Consider the following 19,101-nt stretch of genomic DNA (forward strand, 5'->3'; position numbering starts at 1 on the left):
ACGTCAGTCCACCTCCGGCCTGAGTGCCCTGATGTAGACGATCGAGAAGATCCCGCCGATCACGAGCAGGATGGTCGCGATCGCCGTGCCGAGACCGAGCTGGGAGAACTTGAACGCCTCCTGGTACGCGAGGATCGGCAGTGTCGAGCTCTTGGTGCCCGGTCCGCCCGCCGTCATCACGTAGATGAGCGTGAAGACGCTGAGGGTCTGCAGTGTGGTGAGCATCAGGTTGGTCGAGATGCTGCGCCTGATCATCGGAAGCGTGATGTAGATCAGCCGCTTGAATCCGCCTGCGCCGTCGATCGCTGCCGACTCCGTGACGTCCTCAGGAACATCGGACAACGCGGCCGAGTAGACGAGCATCGAGAACGCGGTGCCCCTCCATACGTTGGCCAGGATGACCGCGAGCATGGGAAGGCCGTACAGCCAGTTCGGGCCGTGGATGCCCACGAGCGCGAGCAGTTCGTTGAGCGTGCCATCGTTGTGGAAGAACGCGTACGACGCGAACGCCGCCACGATCTCCGGCAGGATCCAGGCCGTGACCACGAGCGTTCCGACGATGCCGCGCATCACGGCGTTGCCGCTGCGCATGAGCATCGCGAGTCCCATGCCCAGCACGTTCTGGCCGATGATGGCGCTTCCGATGAGGAACAGCACCGTGAGCCACACCGACTGCAGGAAGTCCGGGTTCTGGAACAACTGCACGTAGTTATCGAAGCCGATGAACGTGGCGCCCTGCGCCGCGCTCCCGGTGAGCGACATGTCGGTGAACGAGCCGTAGAACGACGAGATCACCGGCCCGAGCAGGAAGACGGCGACGAGCACCATCGACGGGATGAGTGGCGCCGTTCGCCCGAGGGTTCGGCCGGGGTGCCTCCGGCGGGCCGGCCGGCGGGGAGAGGATGCCCCTCCCCGCCCGCCTGCGCCGGTCGCCACCTGGTGAGTCAGCGACGACATGCTTGCTCTACTCGGCCTTCACGTGACTGGACCCGCCGACGGCATCCGTCAGCGCATCGTCGTACGCCTTGGCGGCCTCCTTCGGCGTCTGCTGCCCGCTCATGACCGATTCCATCGCCACCTGGATGTTGTTCGACACCTTCGGATAAACAGACGTCGCCGGACGGAAGTGCGTCACCTTCACCAGATCCGAGAAGAACTTGTTGGTGGGGTTGGCGTCTGTGTACTTCGGGTCGCTTGCCACGTCGGAACGCACCGCGATCTGGGTGGCGTTGACGTCGTACGCAAGCGAGTTCTTCTGGTTGAGGGCGAGCTTGATGAAGTCCCACGCCGCGCCCTTGTTCTTCGACTTCGAGCCGAGAGCGAGGGTCCAGCCGCCGGACATGCTCGTGGATCCAGGCGATGCGCCGTCCTGCGTCGGCATGGCCACCTGACCCATCACCTTGGTCCAGTCCGACCAGGGTGCGGCACCGGACTTCAGCCAGTTGCTCGACAACCACGAGCCGTCGAGGTCGATGGCGAGCTTGCTCTGCGGGAGAAGCTGGCCGGAGACGACGTTGCCGAAGTTCGGGTCGAGAGCGTCCTGGACCGCCGGTCCGAGGCCGCCTGTGTAGACATCCTTGATGAAGCCGAGCGAGTCCTCGAAGCCCTTGGATCCGGAGATCCACTTCTTGGAGGATTCGTCGTACAGGGTGTCCTTCGTGCCGTACAGCAGCATCTCGAAGCCCTGCATGGTCGAGCCTTCGCCTGCACCTTTGCCCGAGTAGACGTTGATGGGCGTCACGCCCGGCTCGGCCGCCTTGACCTTCTTCGCGGCGTCGAGCACGTCGTTCCACGTCTTGGGCTGCCACGGCAGGGTGACGCCGGCTTTCTGAAGCAGATCCTTGTTGTACCAGAGCGCGCGGGTGTCCGTGCCCATCGAGATGCCGTACAGCTTGCCGTCCTCGCCCTTGCCCGCGTCTTGCGCGTTGGCGGGGAACTTCGACCAGTCGCTCCAGCTCTTCACGTACGAGTCGAGCGGTGCGAGGTAGCCGGCGTCGGCATCCGACTTGATCAGGAATGTGTCTTCGTAGAGAACGTCGGGTGCCGTCGAAGCCGACTTGTTCATCAGCGAGAGCTTCGTGTAGTAGTCGTTCTCCGCCGCCTGGATGGGAATGAGCTTGACGGTGTAGCCCTTGTGCGCGGCCTCGTACTGCTTGGCCACGGCCTTCATCTGCGTATCCATCTGTGTGAAGTTGCCGAACTTCTGGTAGGCGACCTTGATGGTCTTTTCGCCGCCCCCGCTTGCCGAACAGCCAGACAGTGCCGCGGCGGCGACGACGCCGATCGAGAGCACGGAGAGGATCCGTTTCATGATGCTCCTTTGCCTCATGGTGCATGGATGCCCGGGGCCGGGCTCCCGGGCAGGTGCGACCGGGCGTACCCCTGCCGCGTGCCCCTAACGAGTGCCGACCCGAACTGGATTACTACATCATTTTTAGTTATTCCGCGTCAAGGGGCAATCGAGGTTGCCCAAGACCGCAGGGTGCGAGTTCCTAGCGTTGGATGAGCAGCGCGGCCGGCCGCGGAGAGAGCACGTGGTCGAGCACGAGGCACGCGGCACCGACGGCGGCGACGTCTTCACCGATGGCCGAAGGTGCGAACGCGATGTCGTGCGGCATGACCATGACGGGCGAGCCGAGCACGAGAGGCGGCACCCGCTGCAGCAGGAAGTCCTGGAGCGGTGTGAAGAACGGGCCGCCGAACACGATGTGATCGACATCGAGCACGTTGACCAGGGTGACGAGGGTTTCGGCGATGTCGACGGCGACCGCGTCGAACAGGGAGGCCGCCCGTGGGTCTGAGGTGCGGGCATCCGCAAGGTACAGGAACGCCTCCCTGACCTCGGCCGTCGTCATCGCCTGAGCATCGCCGGAAAGCACCCCGAGCTTGATGGCGTCGGCAACCAGGTAGCGCGGGAGCACCGCGTCGCCAGCGCGCCACCGATGATGCTGCGGGGCCGCAGGAACGCCGCCGACGACCATGCTGCCGATGTCGCCCGCGTTGTTGGAGACGCCGCGGATGACCTCGCCGTGCACAGCGAGACCCACGCCGCTTCCCGTGCCGTAGTAGAAGAACACCATGTCGCTGCGTTCGCCCGAGGTGTCCATCCAGAGTTCGCCGACGGCAGCAGCCGTGACGTCCTTCTCGAGCAGCACGGGCAGCTGCAGCCGTTGAGCCAACTCGTCGCGCACGGGAACGTTGCGCCAGCCGGGCAGCAGCGGCGGGTCGAGCACAACGCCCGCCTCGACGTCGACCGGGCCCGGCGCGGCGATGCCGACGCCCATGATGCGGCCCGCGTCGACGCCCGCGGCGTCGACCAGGCCCGAGGCGACGCGAACGATGCGCTGCAGCGTCTTGGGCGCGGTTGCCGACGGCGGCGTGGGAATCGTGCGGTGGGCGACGACCCTTCCCTCGAGGTCGAGCAGCACGACGGTGATGATCGAGGGGTCCAGATGCACGCCCAGCGCGAGGCGCCCGCGCGGCCGCAGCCGGAGGATGGTGCGCGGCTTGCCGACGCCGGAACCGCGCGTTCCCGCCTCGAGCACGAGGCCCTCGTCGATGAGCCTGCGCACGATGTTCGTCACCGCCTGCGCCGACAGTCCCGTGCGCTCTGCCACCTCTACGCGGCTGACGCCCTCGGCGCCCGCGCGGCGCACGGCATCCAGGATCACCGCCTGGTTGTACCCCCCGACGGCGGGGAGGTTGCTGCCCGCCCGCATGTCGTCCTCGTTCTCGGGGCGGCGCGTGCCGCCGCCCTGCGTGCACCGAGACTATAGGGCGACGGTGCCCGGCGGGCGTTCGAGCCGCCGTCCGAACACGTCGGGTAGCGTGGCATGGGCTGGTGTCGGGTATCGTCTATGCAGGCGATTTATCTTGACGTCGAGATTCTTTCTCCGCCATTTCCGCTGATTGGAGCGTGCCGACGCGATGACGAAGATCATCTACACCCACACGGACGAGGCGCCGCTGCTGGCGACCTACTCCTTCCTTCCCATCGTCTCGGCGTTCGCCGAAAAGGCGGGAGTCGAGTTCGAGACGCGAGACATCTCGGTGGCCGGACGCATCCTCGCGCAGTTCGGTCTGGCCGACGACGCTCTCGCCGAGCTCGGTGAGCTGACGGGCTCTCCCGACGCGAACATCGTCAAGCTGCCGAACATCTCGGCCTCGATTCCCCAGCTGAAAGCGGCCATCAAGGAACTCCAGGACAAGGGATACGACATCCCCGACTACCCGGACTCGCCCTCCACCGACGAGCAGGCCGAGGTTCGCGCGAAGTACTTCAGGGTGCTCGGTTCCGTGGTGAACCCCGTGCTGCGTCAGGGCAACTCCGACCGCAGGGCGCCCCAGTCGGTCAAGGCCTATGCGAAGAAGCATCCGCACACCAACAAGCCGTTCGGCGAGGGCTCGAAGACGACCGTCGCCACCATGGGCGAGCACGACTTCAAGAGCAACGAGAAGTCAGTGACGATCCCGGCAGACGACACCCTCACGATCGTGCTCGAGACGACGGATCGCGAGCAGAATGTGCTGCTCGAATCGCTGCCGGTGAAGGCCGGAGAGGTCATCGACGCCACGCACCTGTCGGCAGAGCACCTCGACGCGTTCCTGGCCAACGCCATGAAGCGCGCTCAGGCGGAGGGCGTGCTGTTCTCCGTGCATCTCAAGGCGACCATGATGAAGGTCTCCGACCCGATCATCTTCGGCCACGTGGTGCGTGCGTACTTCAAGGATGTCTTCGACAAGTACGGTGACGACCTCGCGGCCGCCGGCCTCAAAGCGAACGACGGACTCGGCGGCATCCTCGCTGGGCTCGACTCGCTGCCCAACGGCGACGAGATCCGCGAAGCGTTCGACCTCGGCCTTGCGGCCGGCCCCCGGCTGTCGTACGTCAACTCCGACAAGGGCATCACGAACCTGCACGTGCCCTCCGACGTCATCATCGACGCCTCGATGCCAGCGCTCATCCGCAACGGCGGCAAGCTGTGGGACGGCGAGGGCCGGGAGGATGACACGCTCGCCGTCATCCCGGATTCCTCGTACTCCGGTGTCTACGCCACGGTCATCGACGACGTGAAGAAGAACGGCCCGCTCGACCCTGCCACCATCGGATCCGTGTCGAACGTCGGCCTCATGGCGCAGGCGGCCGAGGAGTACGGCTCGCACAACAAGACGTTCGAGATTCCGGTCGCCGGCACCGTCAAGGTGCTCAACAAGGCGGGCGAGGTGCTGCTGCAGCACGAGGTCGGCGCGGGAGACATCTGGCGCGCCTGCCAGACCAAGGATGTCGCGGTGCGCGACTGGGTCAAGCTGGCCGTGACGAGGGCGCGCGCCACCGGAGACCCCGCCGTGTTCTGGCTCGACGAGACGCGCGCGCACGACGCACAGCTCATCGCGAAGGTGCGCGAGTACCTGCAGGATTCCGACCTCGTCGGCGATACAGCGGGTCTCACAATCGAGATCCTTGCGCCCGAGCTCGCCACGGCCTACTCGCTGGAGCGCATGCGCAAGGGCGAAGACACCATCTCGGTGACGGGCAACGTGCTGCGCGACTACAACACCGACCTCTTCCCCATCCTCGAGCTCGGCACGTCGGCCAAGATGCTGTCCGTGGTGCCGCTGATCGCAGGCGGCGGCCTCTTCGAGACGGGCGCGGGTGGCTCGGCTCCCAAGCATGTGCAGCAGCTGGTGCAGGAGAACTACCTGCGCTGGGACTCGCTTGGCGAGTTCTTCGCGTTGGTGCCGTCGTTCGAGAAGTACGCGGACCAGGCCGGCACGCCCGCGGCCAAGGTACTGGCCGACACCCTCGACCGTGCAACCGCAACGTTCCTCGACGAGGACCGCAGCCCCGGCCGCAAGCTCGGCACGATCGACAACCGCGGCTCGCACTTCTACCTGGCGCTGTACTGGGCGCAGGAGCTGGCCAAGCAGACGGATGACCTGCAGCTGGCTGCGACGTTCCGCTCGCTTGCTGAGCGGCTCACGGCCGACGAGTCGACCATCGTCGACGAGCTCGTCGCCGTGCAGGGCAACCCCGCCGACGTCGGAGGCTACTACCTGCCCGACCCCGAGAAGGCCAGCGCGGTGATGCGCCCGTCGAAGACGTTCAACGAGGCACTCTCCGCCTTCTGAGCGAACCGCGACTATCCGCCCGTCTATGCCGCACGTTACCCTTGTGCCATGGCTGAGCTGCGTCTTGAGGAACTGTCCGCATCGAACATCTCCGCGGCGAACGCACTCACTCTGAAGCCCGGGCAGGAACAGTTCATCACGCCCGTCTCGTACTCGGCTGCCGCGGCCGTCAACGATCCGAGCATGACCTGGCAGCGGGTCGTGGTCGACGGCGACGAGGTCGTCGGCTTCGTCATGGGCAGCTTCGATCCGGATGCCGAAGACGAGTTCTGCTCCATCCTCTGGCGCATCAACGTGGACGCCGACGACCAGGGTCGAGGCATCGGCCGATTCGCGGTCGACGGCCTGGCAGACGAGGCGCGTCGCAGAGGACAGCACCGACTCCACGTCATCTGGGAGCCGGGCGAACTCGGGCCGGAGGCGTTCTTCCTCCGCACCGGTTTCACGCCGGTCGGCGAGACGCAGTACGGCGAGGTCGTCGGAGCGATGGATCTCTGAGCTGTGGACTTCGCCCTCGTCCGAGTCCACTCGCACGGCGTGCCCGCTTCGCCTGAGCCGCGGCGGGCGCCAGAGCCCCCGGAGGGCTTCGTGGAGGCCGTGCTCGAGGTGGTCGCCGACATCCCAGAGGGCCGGGTCATGACCTACGGTCAGGTTGCCGCCGTGCTCGGATCGCGTGGAGCCCGAGTGGTCGGCCAAGTGATGGCGCGCTACGGGTCCGACGTGCCGTGGTGGCGGGTGATCAGGGCATCCGGGCAGCCGCCACTGTGTCACGAGGGTGCAGCGCTCGAGCACTACCTTCAGGAGGGAACTCCGTTGAGGGGCATGACGGCCGACCAGGCCTCGCGTGAGGATGCCCTCGAGCGCTACCGCGTCGATCTCGCGGCAGCGCGCTGGTCGCCCTCCTGAGAAGCAACGGCGCGGCTCGCAATCCGCGATGGGCGGCGCGCGCTACGGCGGAAAACGGACGATGCGCCGTACGAGAAGAGCCTTCTCGGTACGGCGCATCGTGCCATCTCCGGCCGATCGTCAGACGAGTGAGTCCCGCCAGGCGGCGTGCAACTGAGCGAACCTCCCGGTGCCCGCGATGAGGTCGGCGGGCGAGCCGTCCTCGACCACGCGCCCGTGCTCCATGACGAGCACCCGGTCGGCGATCGCGACCGTCGAGAGACGGTGCGCGATGATCAACGCGGTGCGGTCCTTCAGAAGCGTCTGCAACGCCTCCTGCACCAAACGTTCGCTCGGGATGTCGAGCGAGCTCGTCGCCTCGTCGAGAATGAGCACCGCCGGGTTGGCCAGGAAGGCGCGTGCGAACGAGATCAGCTGGCGCTGCCCGGCCGAAACGCGCCCTCCTCGCTTGTTCACGTCGGTCGCATACCCGTCCGGCAGGTTCTGGATGAACTCGTCGGCGCCGACGGCCTCGGCGGCCGCACGGATCTCGTCGAGCGTGGCATCCGGCTTGCCCAGCGCGATGTTGTCTGCCACGGTTCCGGAGAACAGGTACGCCTCCTGCGTGACCATGACGATCGCGCGACGCAGATCCTTCGGATGCAGGTCGCGCAGGTCGACGCCGTCGAGCTTCACCGAGCCCTCCGTCGGGTCGTAGAACCGCGCGATCAGCTTTGCGAGCGTGGACTTTCCCGCTCCCGTCGAGCCGACGAGCGCAATCGTCTGCCCAGCAGGCACGTCGAGCGTGAACTGCGGCAGGATGACCCGGTCCTTCTTGTAGGCGAACGTGACATCGTCGAACTCGACGTGACCGGATGCCTCCCACAGGTCAACGGGACGCGCCGGATCGGGCACGCTCGGCTCCTCCTCCAGCACGCCCGAGATCTTCTCGAGTGCGGCGGCAGCCGACTGGTAGGAGTTGTAGAACATCGCCATCTCCTCCATCGGGTCGAAGAACCGACGGGTGTAGAGCAGCACGGCCAGCAGAACACCGATGGGAAGTGCGCCGAGCGCGACGCGGAATCCGCCGACCAGGAGCACGACCGCCACCGTCACATTGCCGATCAGCACCAGCCCTGGATCGAAGATCCCGAACAGCTGAATGGTCTTGGCGTTGACGTCTCGGTAGTCCTCGACCAGGTCGCCGAACTCCTTCTCGTTGCGCTTCTCCTTGCGGAACGCCTTGACGGCGCGGATGCCGGTCATGGTCTCCACGAAGTGCACGATGAGCTTCGCGGATGCCACGCGCGAGCGCCGGAAGAGCACCTGCGACCGCTTCTGGAACCACCGCGTCAAGAAGTACAGCGGCACCAGCGAGCAGAACAGGATCACGCCGGAGACCCAGTCGTTCAGGAACATGAACACTGCGATGAAGCCCGAGTACAACACGCCCTGCACCAGCTGGTTGATGCCGGAGTCCAGCAGCTCCCGGATGGCGTCCAGATCGCTCGTCTGGCGCGAGATGATGCGGCCGGACGTGTACGACTCGTGGAACTCCAGGCTGAGCCGCTGCGTGTGCAGGAACACACGCTTGCGCAGATCGAGCAGGATCGCCTGGCTGATGCGCGCCGACATCACCGTGTACCACGACACGGTCGCGGCGCCGATCACGCCCGTGGCGAGATAGGCGGCGCCGGTGAGAGCGATGGGCCACCAGTGCTGGGACTTCAGCGCGCCGAGCCCCTGGTCGATGCCGATTCCGATCAGCGTCGGGCCGATCACCTGGGCGAGCGTGGAGAACACGATCACCACCAACGCGAACACGACCTTGCTCCGCAGCGGGCGCAGCAGAGACCCGAGCAGGCCGAGCGAGCGGCGACGGATCTGCCGCGACTCCTGTTTGGAGAAGTCGTTGCGCTCTTCGCCTTCTACGCCGAGAACAGTTGTGGTGCTCACAGGTTCACCTCCTCGAGTTCCTCTTCTTCTTCGTCGTCCTCGAGGCTCGAGATGACGAATCGGTAGTGTTCGTTGGTCGCCAGCAGACTGCTGTGCGTACCGACGGCCGTGATCCTGCCGTCTTCGAGCAGCGCAACACGGTCGGCCAGCATGACGGTGGACGGGCGGTGCGCCACGATGAGCGCTGTTGTGGATGCCAGCACCCTTCGCAACGCGGCCTCGACGAGCGCCTCGGTGTCGACATCCAGTGCCGACAGCGGGTCATCGAGCACGAGCACCTCGGGGTTGGCGGCGACGGCACGCGCGAGCGCGAGACGCTGCCTCTGTCCGCCGGACAGGCTCAGGCCCTCTTCTCCCACCTTCGTGTCGACGCCGTCCGGCAGGTCGTACGCGAAGCCAGCCTGCGCGACCTCGAGCGCCTCGGTGAGCACGGCATCCGCCTTCGCCTTGGTCTCCTGGTCGTCGCTTACGAGGTCCGCCCGGCCGAGCAGCACGTTGTCACGCACCGACGCGGAGAACAGGGTCGCGTCTTCGAACGCCATGGCGATGTGCGTGCGCAGCTCGTTCCTGGTGAGGTCGCGCACGTCGACGCCGTCGAGCAGGATCGACCCACCCGTGACGTCGTACAGCCTCGTGGGCAGGGCAGTCAGGGTTGACTTGCCGCTTCCCGTGAGGCCGACGAGCGCCATGGTCTCCCCCGGCTCGAGCTCGAGGTCGATGCCGTCGAGCAGGTCGCGCTCGCCCTCAGGCGTGTCCGGGTAGCGGAAGTGCACGTCGTCGAAGACGAGCCGCCCGTGCGGGTTCTCGACGGTCTTCGGATGCTCAGGGTCACCGATCGTGTTCCGCGTGCTCATCACGTCGAAGAACCGGTCGGCGGCGGTTCGCGTGTCGAACGTCATCGACAGCAGGAATCCGATCGACTCGATCGGGAACCGCAGAACCGTGGCGGTGGCGAAGAAGGCCAGCAGCTGCCCAGCGGTCAGGGAGCCAGTGGACACGAGCCACACGCCCACCACGAGGCACACCGCGAACGCCACGTCTGGTACCAGCAGCAGCCACAGCCAGATGCCGGCGATGGCCTTCGCCTTGGCGATCTCGGTGCCGCGCAGGTCCTCAGCCTGCTTCTCGAAGTTGCGCAGGGCGTGCCTGCCGCGTCCGAACGCCTTGAGCACACGGATGCCGTGCACCGACTCCTCGACGGTCGTCGCGAGGTCGCCGGCCTGGTCCTGGCTGCGTCGGGCGATGGTCGAGTAGCGGTTCTCGAACACGTAGCCGTAGATCCAGAGCGGGATCGAGCACACGATGAAGATGACCGCGAGCAACCAGTTCCAGGTGACCAGCACCACGAAGCCGATCACGATCGTGAGCACGTTGACGAAGAGCAGCACGAAGCCGAAGCTCAGCCAGCGGCGGATCAGGTTGAGGTCGCTGACGGCACGGCTGAGCAGCTGCCCGCTCGGCCATCCGTCGTGGAAACTCACCGGCAGGTCCTGCAGCTTGGCGTAGAACGCGTTGCGCAGGTCGGCCTCGACCTTGGTGCCAGGTGTGAGCACGAACCAGCGGCGCAGCGAGATGAGCACCGCCTCCGCGATGCCCAACACAAGCACGAGCACCGCCGACGGCACGACGTGCGACGGGTCGCCGTTCTTCATGGGGCCGTCGACGAGTGCCTGCAGCACGATGGGGATGAGCAGCGCCACGACGGACGCGCCGATAGCGGCCACCATGCCGAGGTAGATGCGCGGCATGGCCGGCTTCGCGAACGGGTAGATGCGCGCGAGCGAGCGGAACGTGCTCTGTCGTGCGCCACCCTTCGAGAGGTGTTCTGGAGGGTGGTTCTGGGGTGCCTGATTCGAAGGTGCCTCAGGGGCGGACATGGTTCACCGTTTCGTGTGGAAGGTGTGTTGTGCGGTTGAGGGATGCCGGGTGAGGCATGCCTCGTAGCGGAGCAGAATCGCTGAGTCGAATCGATTCTGCCGCTGGGGAGCGACACGGGATCCGTGCGGTCACGAGATCGGTCGCCGCGGAGAGGTCCGAGCGGTGGACGGGGTCGCAGTGCCGGAATTGGCGGCTGCGCCGTGCGCGTCGGACGTTCGCGTTGCGGGCGGAGTGGTGCGCTCGCCTGGTCGGAAGGGCTGTCGGCTCCGGGCCGCGGAGGACCCGGTCAGCTAGCCGATGACGCCAGGGCGTTCCTTGGCGGGATACCCTGCGCGCCGGAACCCGGCCGGACCGGTGAAAGCGGACGGCACGAGGACCGCAACGCCCGCGCACAGCCGCGGCGTGATCTCGGTCTTCGTCATGTCGTCCTCCTCGCGTATCGGAACGCTCGCACGTGGAGCGCTCCGCGGTCTCGACCAGTCATCCGTGTGCCGCATCCGGTCCTTCTAGCCACACCGTCAGAGACGGTGCGACAACGGCGACGAAGCCGGTGAGAGCCGAAAGAGCGACAGCAGGTCAGGCTATACCCGCTCGAGTCGGCCGCGCAATGCCGAACCGACGGATTCGCGCCGCATTCGCGCCCGACCTGCCGGGTGCGAGAACACGCAAGAAGGGCGGGAACAGATGCCGGCGCATCCGTCCCCGCCCTCTCGAACGGCTCGTACTACTGCGCGAGGAACTCGCCGAGCGCTGCGTTCACCTCGTCCGTGTGGGTCCACAACAGACCGTGCGGCGCACCCTCGATCTCGATGTACTTCGCCTCGGGAAGCGCCTGGTGGAAACGGCGAGCGGTGGCGTCGATCGGAAGGATGTTGTCGCTCGTGCCGTGCAGGATGAGCGTGGGCTTGCCTGCCGCACGCACCGCCTCTACGTCGCTACGGAAGTCCTCGATCCAGGAGGGCACGACGGCGTAGGCGGCGACCGGAGCGCTGCCGATCGCGACGTTCCAGCTGCCGGTCACGGCCTCCTGGCTGATGCGGGAGCCGAGGTTCTCGTCAAGGTTGTAGAAGTTGTTGTAGAACTGGGTGAACCACGCGAACCTGTCACCCTTGGCTGCCGCGACGATGCCGTCGAAGACGTCTTGCGGCACGCCGTCCGGGTTGTCGTCGCGCTGAACGAGGAACGGCTCGAGCGAGGCGAGGAAGGCGAGCTTGGCCACCCGCTCGTGACCGTAGCGTCCGACGTACCTGGCGAGTTCGCCCGTGCCCATCGAGAACCCGACGAGGACGACGTCGTGCAGGTCGAGCTTCTCGAGCACCGTGTTGAGGTCTGCCGCGAACGTGTCGTAGTCGTAGCCGGCGTTGACCTTCGACGACTGGCCGAAGCCGCGACGGTCATACGTGATGACCCGATATCCGTCGGCCAGAAGCTGCCGCGTCTGGCGCTCCCAGCTGTGACCGTCGAGCGGGTAGCCGTGGATGAGGACGACAGGCTGCCCGGAGCCCTGGTCTTCGTAGTAGAGCTCGATCGGAGTCGTGTTCTCGGTGCCGACGGTGATGTAACCCATGATGCCTTCCCTTTCGCCCTGGCGAGAACGGTCGTTCTCACCGATGCATCTCACACTAGAGAACGAGCGTTCTCATGTCAAGTACACTGTTCGCATGACCGAAGGAGACGCGCGCGAGCGCATCCTCACCGCCGCGGAGGAGCTGTACTACCGAAAGGGGTACGCGTCCGTCGGCATGGACGAGCTGCGAGCGGCGGCAGGAGTGTCGCTGCGCCGGCTCTACGCGCTCTACCCATCGAAGAACGAGATTGTGCAGGCGGTGCTTGCACGCAAACACACCGAGTGGGAGCAGGGCCTGGATCACGCCGTGGCGGATGCCGGTGCCGACGCCCGCGCACGGCTGCTGGCGGTGTACGGCTACCTGGAGGACTGGTTCTGCACCGACAGCTTCCGCGGGTGCGCATTCATCAACGCCTTCGGAGAGCTCGGCGGCACGAACCCGGAGGTCGCAAGGATCGTCCGTGAGCACAAGGCGTCGTTCCAGGAGTACATGGCGGGCCTCGTGAGTGCGACGGGGGCGCCGTCATCTCTCGGGGCGCAGCTCTCGATCCTCGCCGAGGGAGCGCAGAGCACGGCCGCGATCTCCGGCGACCCGCACGTGGCCGTTCAGGCCAGGGCGGCGGCCGAGGTGCTCATCGACGCAGCGGTGCGCGGCTAGTCTCGCCGGGCATCCGCACTCGGTTGCGCCCGTCGCCGCGGCGTCCCCGAGGGCGAGCCGCCGGGGCGAGCCATCGGAGCGTCAGGCCAGCACCGGCACGCGGTCGAGCCGCTCCATGGCGATCGCCTCGGCGGCCGCGAGCGTCGTGATGTCGCGCTGCGCTGCATCCGCGAAGATCTCGCCGACGGTGTCGCCGATCTGCTCGACGCGCCGCCTCGTGGCGTCGGCGGACGCACCGGGGCGGGTGAGCGTGTCGAGGAAGATGACGCCGCCCGCATTCACGACGAAGTCGGGCGCCCACAGAATGCGGCGACGGCGCAGCAGCTCGGCGACGCCGCGCTCCGCCAGCTGGTTGTTCGCCGGCCCGCACACGGCTCGCACCTGCAACTCGTCGACCGCCTCGACCGTGAGGATGCCGCCGACGCCTGCAGGCACGAGCACGTCGCCTGGCACCCTGGTCGCCTCGTCCGGCTCCGTCCACTGGGCTCCGAGGCGGGCCGCCAGCTCGCGCTTCGCCGGGTTCACATCGGTGACCGTGAGGATGCCTCCGTCGGCCGCCAGTCGCGTCGCAAGGATGGAGCCGACGTGCCCGAGGCCGACCACCGTGAACCGACGACCTGCGACGGTGCGATCGCCGAAGACGGAGTGAAGCGTCGAAAGGATGCCTGCGTACACGCCCTGGGCGGTGGCGTCGCTCGGCTCGCCGACGCCGCCCTTGTCGGCGGGGAGGCCGCACACGTGCGATGTGCGCTCGGCCACCACGGCCATGTCGTCTGCGCTGGTGCCGACGTCTTCGGCGGTCATGTACGCGCCGCCGAGGGACTCGATCGCGTCGCCCAGGTCGAGCATCACGGCGCGCCGGCGGTCGGCATCCAGTTGAACGCCACGCGGCACGTGGATGACGGTCTTACCGCCGCCTCGGTTCAAACCCGCTGCCGCGTTCTTGAACGTCATGCCCTCTGCCAGGCGAAGCGAGTCGTAGACGGCATCGACCCAGTCGTCGTAGGTCCACAGCCGGCAGCCGCCCAGGGCTTGCCCGAGCCGGGTGGAGTGCACCGCGATGCTGATCGTCAGCCCGCTTCGCGGCCCCTTCACGATCAGGAGCTTCTCGTGCGGAAGTTCGGTTCCGAAAGCTTCGGCGAGATCGGGCATGGCGGACATCGGTGTCTCCTTCTGCTGGCCGCGACAACGGGGTGGTGTGTCATGGCGACTGTCCCGCCTCGTGAGCGGGAGGTACATCGACTATCTTGCCATCGCGCGCGGGGCCTGCGGGTCGTCTGCGCCGCCTGCACCCCCGGCGCCTGCACCACCGGCGCCACAGCGCCGCATCCTGCGCGGCCACCACACCCCGCCGCCTGATGCGCCGCCACCGCGCCCCACCTGCTGCACCGTCCACAACGTCTGCGCCACTTTGCAGCGATTGCGCCACGCTTTCTGGCGCAATCAGCGCACAGTGGCGCACTCAGCGAGGGCGGTCTGCGCGCCGGGCGCAGCGACGCCGGCGTGCGGCCTCGGTGGTCAGCCGACGCGCGGAGCGTGCGCGCCGTCTGCGCCACCACCTGCACCACCGGCACCCCGGCGCCGTCCACAACTTCTGCGCCACTTTGCAGTGACTGCGCCACGCTTTCTGGCGCAATCAGCGCAAAGTGGCGCACTCAGCAAGGGCGGTGTGAGCGCCGGGCGCAGCGGGGCGGGTGTGCGCGCCGGGCGCAGCGGCGCGGGTGTGCGCGCCGGGCGCGATGGTGCGCGCCGGGCTCGGCGGCGGCGTGCGGGTTGGTGGTCAGCCGACCTGGATGCTCAGGCAGGTGACGCAACCCTCGAGCTTCTCGAACTCGGAGACGTCGACCGTGACCACGCGGTAGCCGAGATCGGTGAGAAGCTCCGCCGTCTTGGGAGCGGATGCCGCCAGCAGCACGGCATCCGGTGCCAGCACCACGACGGAGACACCGGATGGCTCAGGCACCTCGAGGAAGCGGTCGAAGACGCTCGGGTCGACGTGCTCACGGCTGCCGATGACCGTGCCGTCCGGCAGTGCAGTCACGGCGGACTTCAGGTGCAGGGCGCCCTTCACGGGCACGGCGACGACGGAGTAGCCCTCCTCCGCCGCGATGACCCGGAGCTGACGGATGCCCTCGGCGTTGGTTCGCTCGCTTCGTCCGACATACACGGTCTCGCCGACGCGCAGCACGTCGCCACCGTCGAGCGTTCCGGGCTCCTCGATGCGGTCGATACGCAGTCCCAGCTCGGTGAGCACGGCTTCCGTGCCGGCCGTCTCGCCGCGGCGCTGCTCCGCGCCAGGGCGGGCGATGACGGCGCGGTCGCCGAGCACGACCGCCGTGTCCTCGACGAAGACGGAGTCGGCCAGCACCTCGGCCGAAGCGACCTCGACGGTCTCCCAGCCGTTCTCGGCGAGCGCCGCGACGTAGGCATCCCACTGCTCGTCGGCCTTCGTCGGCTCGACGGGCACCCTGTCGATGTTCGTGACGATGCCCTCTGCGAGGTTCGTCGCAGGGATGCGCACGAGCGCGACCCTGCGGCCACGCACCGCCGCCGTGTCGTAGCGGGCGATCACGCGGTACAGCCAGCGACCGAACGTGGGCGTCAGGGCGGTGACCAGGGCGATGAAGAGCAGATTGCGTTCGCCCGCGATGCTCCAGAGCACCCCGATGTCGGGCTTCTGACCGTTTGTGGCCAGGTAGATCATGGTGTCGATCGTGGTGGCGACGATGCCGACCAGGAATCCCGTGATGAGAGCGCCCCACCACGTGGCGAACACGTCGACGAGCGCGGCGACCGCGATAAGCACGAACGTGAAGACCGATGCGAGCGTGAAGAACCCGCTCAGCGAAACCACCGCCGACCATCCCGCGCCCTGCAAGAGGAAGGCCTCGTTCGTGAGCACCACCGTGCCGACGTGCACCAGAAGCGCGACGAGGAAGCCGGTGAGAACGGATGCCACGATACGGCGGCTCCAGGGGACAGTCATGCGTATGACCCTACTGGAGCGGATGCTATGCGCCGGCTGGGCGGGCGCCGCAGCTCCCCTGCAGCACTACTCCCCCGCCATCGACGACGACGGGTCTGCTTCGATCGCTCGGGCTGCCTGGGTGTGCGAGAACTTGAACGCGCGCAAGCCGAGGAGCACGAGCAGGATCGGCACAGCGGACGAGCAGGCGACGACCAGGAACGCGGTGCGTGGGCCTGTCGCGTCATTGATGAGGCCGCCGACGAAGGAGCCGAGCGACATTCCGCAGATGACGAGCATGTTCAACCACGCGAGGGCTTCGGTAATGATGGTCGGCGCGACGATCTCGTGGGCGATGTGGTTGACGGCGATCATGAGCGGGGCGATCGTGGCGCCGGCAAGGAATCCAAGCGGGTAGAACCACCAGATGCTCGGGGCCAGGGCGAGCGACGCCCACGTGATGAACAGGGCCAGCGACGTGCCGACGAGCATCTGGCGGGAACGGAGCCTGGTGGACAGCGCGCCGAAGATGAATCCCCCGGAGGCGCTGCCGATGGAGTAGGCCGTGAGCACTGTTCCGGCGAGTTCGGGCACTCCGCCCGCGGTCGCCATCGAGACGATCGTCAGGTCGTTGATGCCGAAGCCGATGCCGGTCGCGAAACTCGCAAGCAGGAGGATGAGGAACGGGGCCGAGTGCAGCAGCCGGCCCGGCCGGTGGGCGTGCTCGGCCACGGGCGCCGGTTTCGCATCCGGCATCATCCTCAGGAAGAGAGCGCCGAGCGGTCCGACGATCCCGGAGAGGATCAGTCCCCCGGCCGGAGCGACGCCGGCCGCGAGGAAGGCTGCCACGGCCGGCCCGAACACCCAGACGATCTCGTCTGCGACGGCTTCGACGGCGTAGGCGGTGCGTAGCAGGAAGGTGTCCTCGACGATCGCGGCCCATCGCGCACGCATGAAGGCTCCGACGGGCGCGACGGTGATGCCGCAGAACACCGACATGATCACCAGGCCCACCATTGAACCGAGGTAGCCACTGGCGACGGCGCCCGCTATCGCCAACGGATGCGTGATCGCGGATGCCAGGAGCAGTTGCCGCTGCCCGCGACGATCGGCGACGCGGCCGGCAAGAGGGCCGACGAGACCCATCGAGGCGATGGCGAGGCCAGAGGTGAGACCGCCGAGCGCGTACGACCCGGTGCTCGCGTGCGCGAAGAAGAGGAAGCCGAAACCCAGCACGGCGATCGGGGTGCGTGCGAGCAGGCCGGCGACCACCATGATGGTGCGGGACGGTGCCGACAAGAGCCTGCCGTACGCACGGAAACCGAGGTTGCTCACGGCGCGATCCGCCCGTTCTCGATCCAACCGATCACCGTCTCGTCCGCCCTTCGACCGCAGCTTTCTAGGCTATCGCGCGAGCGGCCGAATCGATTCGTCTCGGCCGGGCGGCATCCGCGTGCCGATCACGCGAGGTAGCCGCCCAGGGTCTCGAGCACGCCTCGGCTGCCCCTTTCCCGGTTCGGCCCGTCTGCCCAGAAACGGTCGAAGAAGACGCCGTGCTCGACCTGCGTGAGTCGCGTGCCGCCCTCGATCCGGTCGAACTCGAACGATGCGACGGACGTGGACATGTGGACGCCGTCAAGCCACATGTCATAGGTGTTGACGATGCGGACGTGCTCGACGATGTCGGTGTACGTGGCCTCGAATCGCGAGACCGGCCCGTCGTGGAACGTGCCTTCAGCGATGTCGCGGCCACCCACCCGGAAGTCGAATGCCCATTCGCCGGTCTCGAAGGCATCCCCTGCCCCGAACCATTCGAACTTCTCAGACTCGATGGCAAACGCATTCCAGACACGTTCGAGGGCGACGGGGTAGTCCCGGTTGAGCGTGAATCCGGAATGGGCGAGCCGGCGATCGCTGGTCATTGGGCAGGTCCTATCGCGAGAAGGTGACGTGGATGGTGCCGCTGTCCGCCACTTCGGTCGTGACGGTGTGAGTGCGCTCGAGCCCGCCCAGGTCATCCCACAGTCGCGTTCCCCTGCCGAGGACGATCGGGGCGATCATGAGGTGCAAGTGGTCGACGAGTCCGGCAAGCAGGAACTCCCGGGCCGTGCCGATGCCCCCTCCGACCCGCACGTCCGCACCCGCCGCTGCGTCCGCCGCCTCTTCGAGCACCTTCTCGACGGCGTCGTTGCGGAAGTGGAAGACCGTTCCGCCCGCCATCGGGATCGACGGACGCGGCGCTGTGCCCGTGAGCACGTAGACCGGGGTGTGGAACGGGGGCTGATCGCCCCACCAGCCCTTCCATTCCGGGTCGTCGGGGAAGGAGTGCAGGCCGAACATTCCCGCGCCCATGATCTCCGCTCCGATGCCATCGAAGAACGCGGAGGCGTAGTGTTCGTCGATCCCGGTCGTGCCGCTTCCGCTGGTGTCGCCGAAGACCGTCCTGCGGAAGGTGCGTGTCGCCGTGTACGCGGCGGTGAGGCGCTCCCAGTCCTCGCCCATCGGACTCTCCGGCGTCGGCTCCGCTGTTGCGGCGTAGCCGTCCAGGGAGAGGAACAGGTCGATGCGTACACGAGTCATGTCAGGCTTCTTTCGGTGCAGTGCGGGTCAGGTGGATGCCGAGCCGGTCGGCTTGGCGTTCTGCCGGGGTTCGTTGCTCGCTGAGCCACAGGTGCAGCACGTCGAGAGCTCCGGGGTTCAGGTTCACTGTGCGGACGCGTCCGTGCTTCTCAGATGTCATGATTCCTGCGTTCTCGAGCACCTTGAGGTGCTGCATGAGGGAGGGCAACGCCATCGAGAACGGTGCTGCGAGTTCGGACACGACGGCCGGAGCTTTCGCCAAACGCTCAACGATGGCACGACGCGTCGGATCCGCGAGAGCGCGGAGTACGGCGTCGACCGCATCGTGATAGTTAGGCATATGCCTAAGTATGAGTTATGGCTGCCGCTCGCGTCAATCGGCTCGCGCCGCGGGTTGAGTAGCGCGACGCGAAGCGGCCCGCGCATCGAAACCGGGGCGCGGAAGGCCCACGAGGGTTTCGATACGCCGGCTTCGCCGGCTAC

17 protein-coding genes and 1 pseudogene are annotated in these 19,101 nt (G+C 67.1%); 4 read left to right on the forward strand and 14 right to left on the reverse strand.

Annotated elements, in window-relative coordinates; all coding sequences use genetic code 11:
- Nucleotides 1-3: 3 nt before the first annotated feature.
- The 4 genes and pseudogenes from ACO2Q7_RS06650 to ACO2Q7_RS06665 form a co-directional block, all read right to left on the reverse strand.
- Nucleotides 4-957 (reverse strand): carbohydrate ABC transporter permease, encoded by a 954-nt coding sequence (locus tag ACO2Q7_RS06650; RefSeq protein ID WP_423354822.1) that lies wholly within the window; start codon nt 955-957, stop codon nt 4-6.
- Between the two features lie 7 nt (nt 958-964).
- Entirely contained in the window at nt 965-2,311 is a 1,347-nt protein-coding gene (locus ACO2Q7_RS06655; protein ID WP_423354823.1) for an extracellular solute-binding protein, read from the reverse strand.
- Between the two features lie 181 nt (nt 2,312-2,492).
- Nucleotides 2,493-3,572, reverse strand: a complete 1,080-nt coding sequence (locus ACO2Q7_RS06660; protein WP_423355983.1) for an ROK family protein — start codon at nt 3,570-3,572, stop codon at nt 2,493-2,495.
- Nucleotides 3,555-3,734 (reverse strand): annotated as a pseudogene (locus ACO2Q7_RS06665) (winged helix-turn-helix domain-containing protein); the annotation flags it as partial. The pseudogene ACO2Q7_RS06665 and the gene ACO2Q7_RS06660, both read right to left, overlap by 18 nt.
- A 193-nt stretch (nt 3,735-3,927) precedes the next feature.
- On the opposite strand from ACO2Q7_RS06665, the gene ACO2Q7_RS06670 reads away from it, so the two are divergent.
- From ACO2Q7_RS06670 to ACO2Q7_RS06680, 3 genes are read left to right on the forward strand one after another with little or no spacing between them, the layout of a single operon-like run.
- Nucleotides 3,928-6,129, forward strand: a complete 2,202-nt coding sequence (locus tag ACO2Q7_RS06670; protein WP_423354824.1) for an NADP-dependent isocitrate dehydrogenase — start codon at nt 3,928-3,930, stop codon at nt 6,127-6,129.
- Between the two features lie 48 nt (nt 6,130-6,177).
- A complete protein-coding gene (locus ACO2Q7_RS06675; protein ID WP_423354825.1) occupies nt 6,178-6,627 on the forward strand; it encodes a GNAT family N-acetyltransferase in 450 nt (149 codons plus the stop codon).
- Between the two features lie 39 nt (nt 6,628-6,666).
- Complete coding sequence (locus tag ACO2Q7_RS06680; RefSeq protein WP_423354826.1) at nt 6,667-7,035, forward strand: MGMT family protein; 369 nt, start codon at nt 6,667-6,669, stop codon at nt 7,033-7,035.
- A 120-nt stretch (nt 7,036-7,155) separates the two neighbouring features.
- On the opposite strand, the gene ACO2Q7_RS06685 is transcribed toward ACO2Q7_RS06680, so the two are convergent.
- The 4 genes from ACO2Q7_RS06685 to ACO2Q7_RS06700 form a co-directional block, all read right to left on the reverse strand.
- On the reverse strand, nt 7,156-8,970 hold the full coding sequence (locus ACO2Q7_RS06685) for an ABC transporter ATP-binding protein (protein WP_423354827.1): 1,815 nt from the start codon (nt 8,968-8,970) through the stop codon (nt 7,156-7,158).
- The gene (locus tag ACO2Q7_RS06690; protein ID WP_423354828.1) at nt 8,967-10,847 is read right to left on the reverse strand and encodes an ABC transporter ATP-binding protein; all 1,881 of its coding nucleotides are present in this window, start codon (nt 10,845-10,847) and stop codon (nt 8,967-8,969) included. Before ACO2Q7_RS06690 ends, ACO2Q7_RS06685 begins: the two co-directional genes overlap by 4 nt.
- 291 nt (nt 10,848-11,138) lie before the next feature.
- Complete coding sequence (locus ACO2Q7_RS06695) at nt 11,139-11,270, reverse strand: hypothetical protein (RefSeq protein ID WP_423354829.1); 132 nt, start codon at nt 11,268-11,270, stop codon at nt 11,139-11,141.
- A 302-nt stretch (nt 11,271-11,572) separates the two neighbouring features.
- A complete protein-coding gene (locus ACO2Q7_RS06700; protein ID WP_423354830.1) occupies nt 11,573-12,415 on the reverse strand; it encodes an alpha/beta fold hydrolase in 843 nt (280 codons plus the stop codon).
- A 94-nt stretch (nt 12,416-12,509) separates the two neighbouring features.
- Here ACO2Q7_RS06700 and ACO2Q7_RS06705 point away from each other — a divergent pair, with 94 nt between their 5' ends.
- On the forward strand, nt 12,510-13,073 hold the full coding sequence (locus ACO2Q7_RS06705) for a TetR/AcrR family transcriptional regulator (RefSeq protein ID WP_423354831.1): 564 nt from the start codon (nt 12,510-12,512) through the stop codon (nt 13,071-13,073).
- Between the two features lie 81 nt (nt 13,074-13,154).
- On the opposite strand, the gene ACO2Q7_RS06710 is transcribed toward ACO2Q7_RS06705, so the two are convergent.
- The 6 genes from ACO2Q7_RS06710 to ACO2Q7_RS06735 all read right to left on the reverse strand — a co-directional run bounded on the left by ACO2Q7_RS06710 (nt 13,155) and on the right by ACO2Q7_RS06735 (nt 18,958).
- Complete coding sequence (locus tag ACO2Q7_RS06710) at nt 13,155-14,234, reverse strand: Glu/Leu/Phe/Val dehydrogenase dimerization domain-containing protein (protein WP_423354832.1); 1,080 nt, start codon at nt 14,232-14,234, stop codon at nt 13,155-13,157.
- Nucleotides 14,235-14,853: 619 nt separating this feature from the next.
- Nucleotides 14,854-16,059: a dimethylargininase gene (gene ddaH, locus ACO2Q7_RS06715; protein WP_423354833.1), complete on the reverse strand. Its 1,206-nt coding sequence runs from the start codon at nt 16,057-16,059 to the stop codon at nt 14,854-14,856.
- 66 nt (nt 16,060-16,125) lie between these two features.
- Nucleotides 16,126-17,373, reverse strand: a complete 1,248-nt coding sequence (locus ACO2Q7_RS06720) for an MFS transporter (protein ID WP_423354834.1) — start codon at nt 17,371-17,373, stop codon at nt 16,126-16,128.
- A 125-nt stretch (nt 17,374-17,498) separates the two neighbouring features.
- The gene (locus ACO2Q7_RS06725; RefSeq protein WP_423354835.1) at nt 17,499-17,960 is read right to left on the reverse strand and encodes an SRPBCC domain-containing protein; all 462 of its coding nucleotides are present in this window, start codon (nt 17,958-17,960) and stop codon (nt 17,499-17,501) included.
- A 10-nt stretch (nt 17,961-17,970) separates the two neighbouring features.
- Nucleotides 17,971-18,618, reverse strand: a complete 648-nt coding sequence (locus ACO2Q7_RS06730; protein ID WP_423354836.1) for a dihydrofolate reductase family protein — start codon at nt 18,616-18,618, stop codon at nt 17,971-17,973.
- Nucleotide 18,619: 1 nt separating this feature from the next.
- Entirely contained in the window at nt 18,620-18,958 is a 339-nt protein-coding gene (locus ACO2Q7_RS06735) for an ArsR/SmtB family transcription factor (protein ID WP_423354837.1), read from the reverse strand.
- Between the last annotated feature and the right edge of the window lie 143 nt (nt 18,959-19,101).

The organism is Rathayibacter sp. KR2-224, from assembly GCF_049446075.1.
Lineage (GTDB): Bacteria > Actinomycetota > Actinomycetes > Actinomycetales > Microbacteriaceae > Humibacter.

Excerpts from the sequence above, each read along its gene's own strand:
- ACO2Q7_RS06650 (WP_423354822.1), bottom strand. The coding sequence starts at position 957 with ATGTCGTCGCTGACTCACCAGGTGGCGACCGGCGCAGGCGGGCGGGGA.
- ACO2Q7_RS06655 (WP_423354823.1), bottom strand. The coding sequence starts at position 2,311 with ATGAAACGGATCCTCTCCGTGCTCTCGATCGGCGTCGTCGCCGCCGCG.
- ACO2Q7_RS06670 (WP_423354824.1), top strand. The coding sequence starts at position 3,928 with ATGACGAAGATCATCTACACCCACACGGACGAGGCGCCGCTGCTGGCG.
- ACO2Q7_RS06675 (WP_423354825.1), top strand. The coding sequence starts at position 6,178 with ATGGCTGAGCTGCGTCTTGAGGAACTGTCCGCATCGAACATCTCCGCG.
- ACO2Q7_RS06690 (WP_423354828.1), bottom strand. The coding sequence starts at position 10,847 with ATGTCCGCCCCTGAGGCACCTTCGAATCAGGCACCCCAGAACCACCCT.
- ACO2Q7_RS06695 (WP_423354829.1), bottom strand. The coding sequence starts at position 11,270 with ATGACGAAGACCGAGATCACGCCGCGGCTGTGCGCGGGCGTTGCGGTC.
- ACO2Q7_RS06700 (WP_423354830.1), bottom strand. The coding sequence starts at position 12,415 with ATGGGTTACATCACCGTCGGCACCGAGAACACGACTCCGATCGAGCTC.
- ACO2Q7_RS06705 (WP_423354831.1), top strand. The coding sequence starts at position 12,510 with ATGACCGAAGGAGACGCGCGCGAGCGCATCCTCACCGCCGCGGAGGAG.
- ACO2Q7_RS06710 (WP_423354832.1), bottom strand. The coding sequence starts at position 14,234 with ATGTCCGCCATGCCCGATCTCGCCGAAGCTTTCGGAACCGAACTTCCG.
- ddaH (WP_423354833.1), bottom strand. The coding sequence starts at position 16,059 with ATGACTGTCCCCTGGAGCCGCCGTATCGTGGCATCCGTTCTCACCGGC.
- ACO2Q7_RS06725 (WP_423354835.1), bottom strand. The coding sequence starts at position 17,960 with ATGACCAGCGATCGCCGGCTCGCCCATTCCGGATTCACGCTCAACCGG.
- ACO2Q7_RS06730 (WP_423354836.1), bottom strand. The coding sequence starts at position 18,618 with ATGACTCGTGTACGCATCGACCTGTTCCTCTCCCTGGACGGCTACGCC.
- ACO2Q7_RS06735 (WP_423354837.1), bottom strand. The coding sequence starts at position 18,958 with ATGCCTAACTATCACGATGCGGTCGACGCCGTACTCCGCGCTCTCGCG.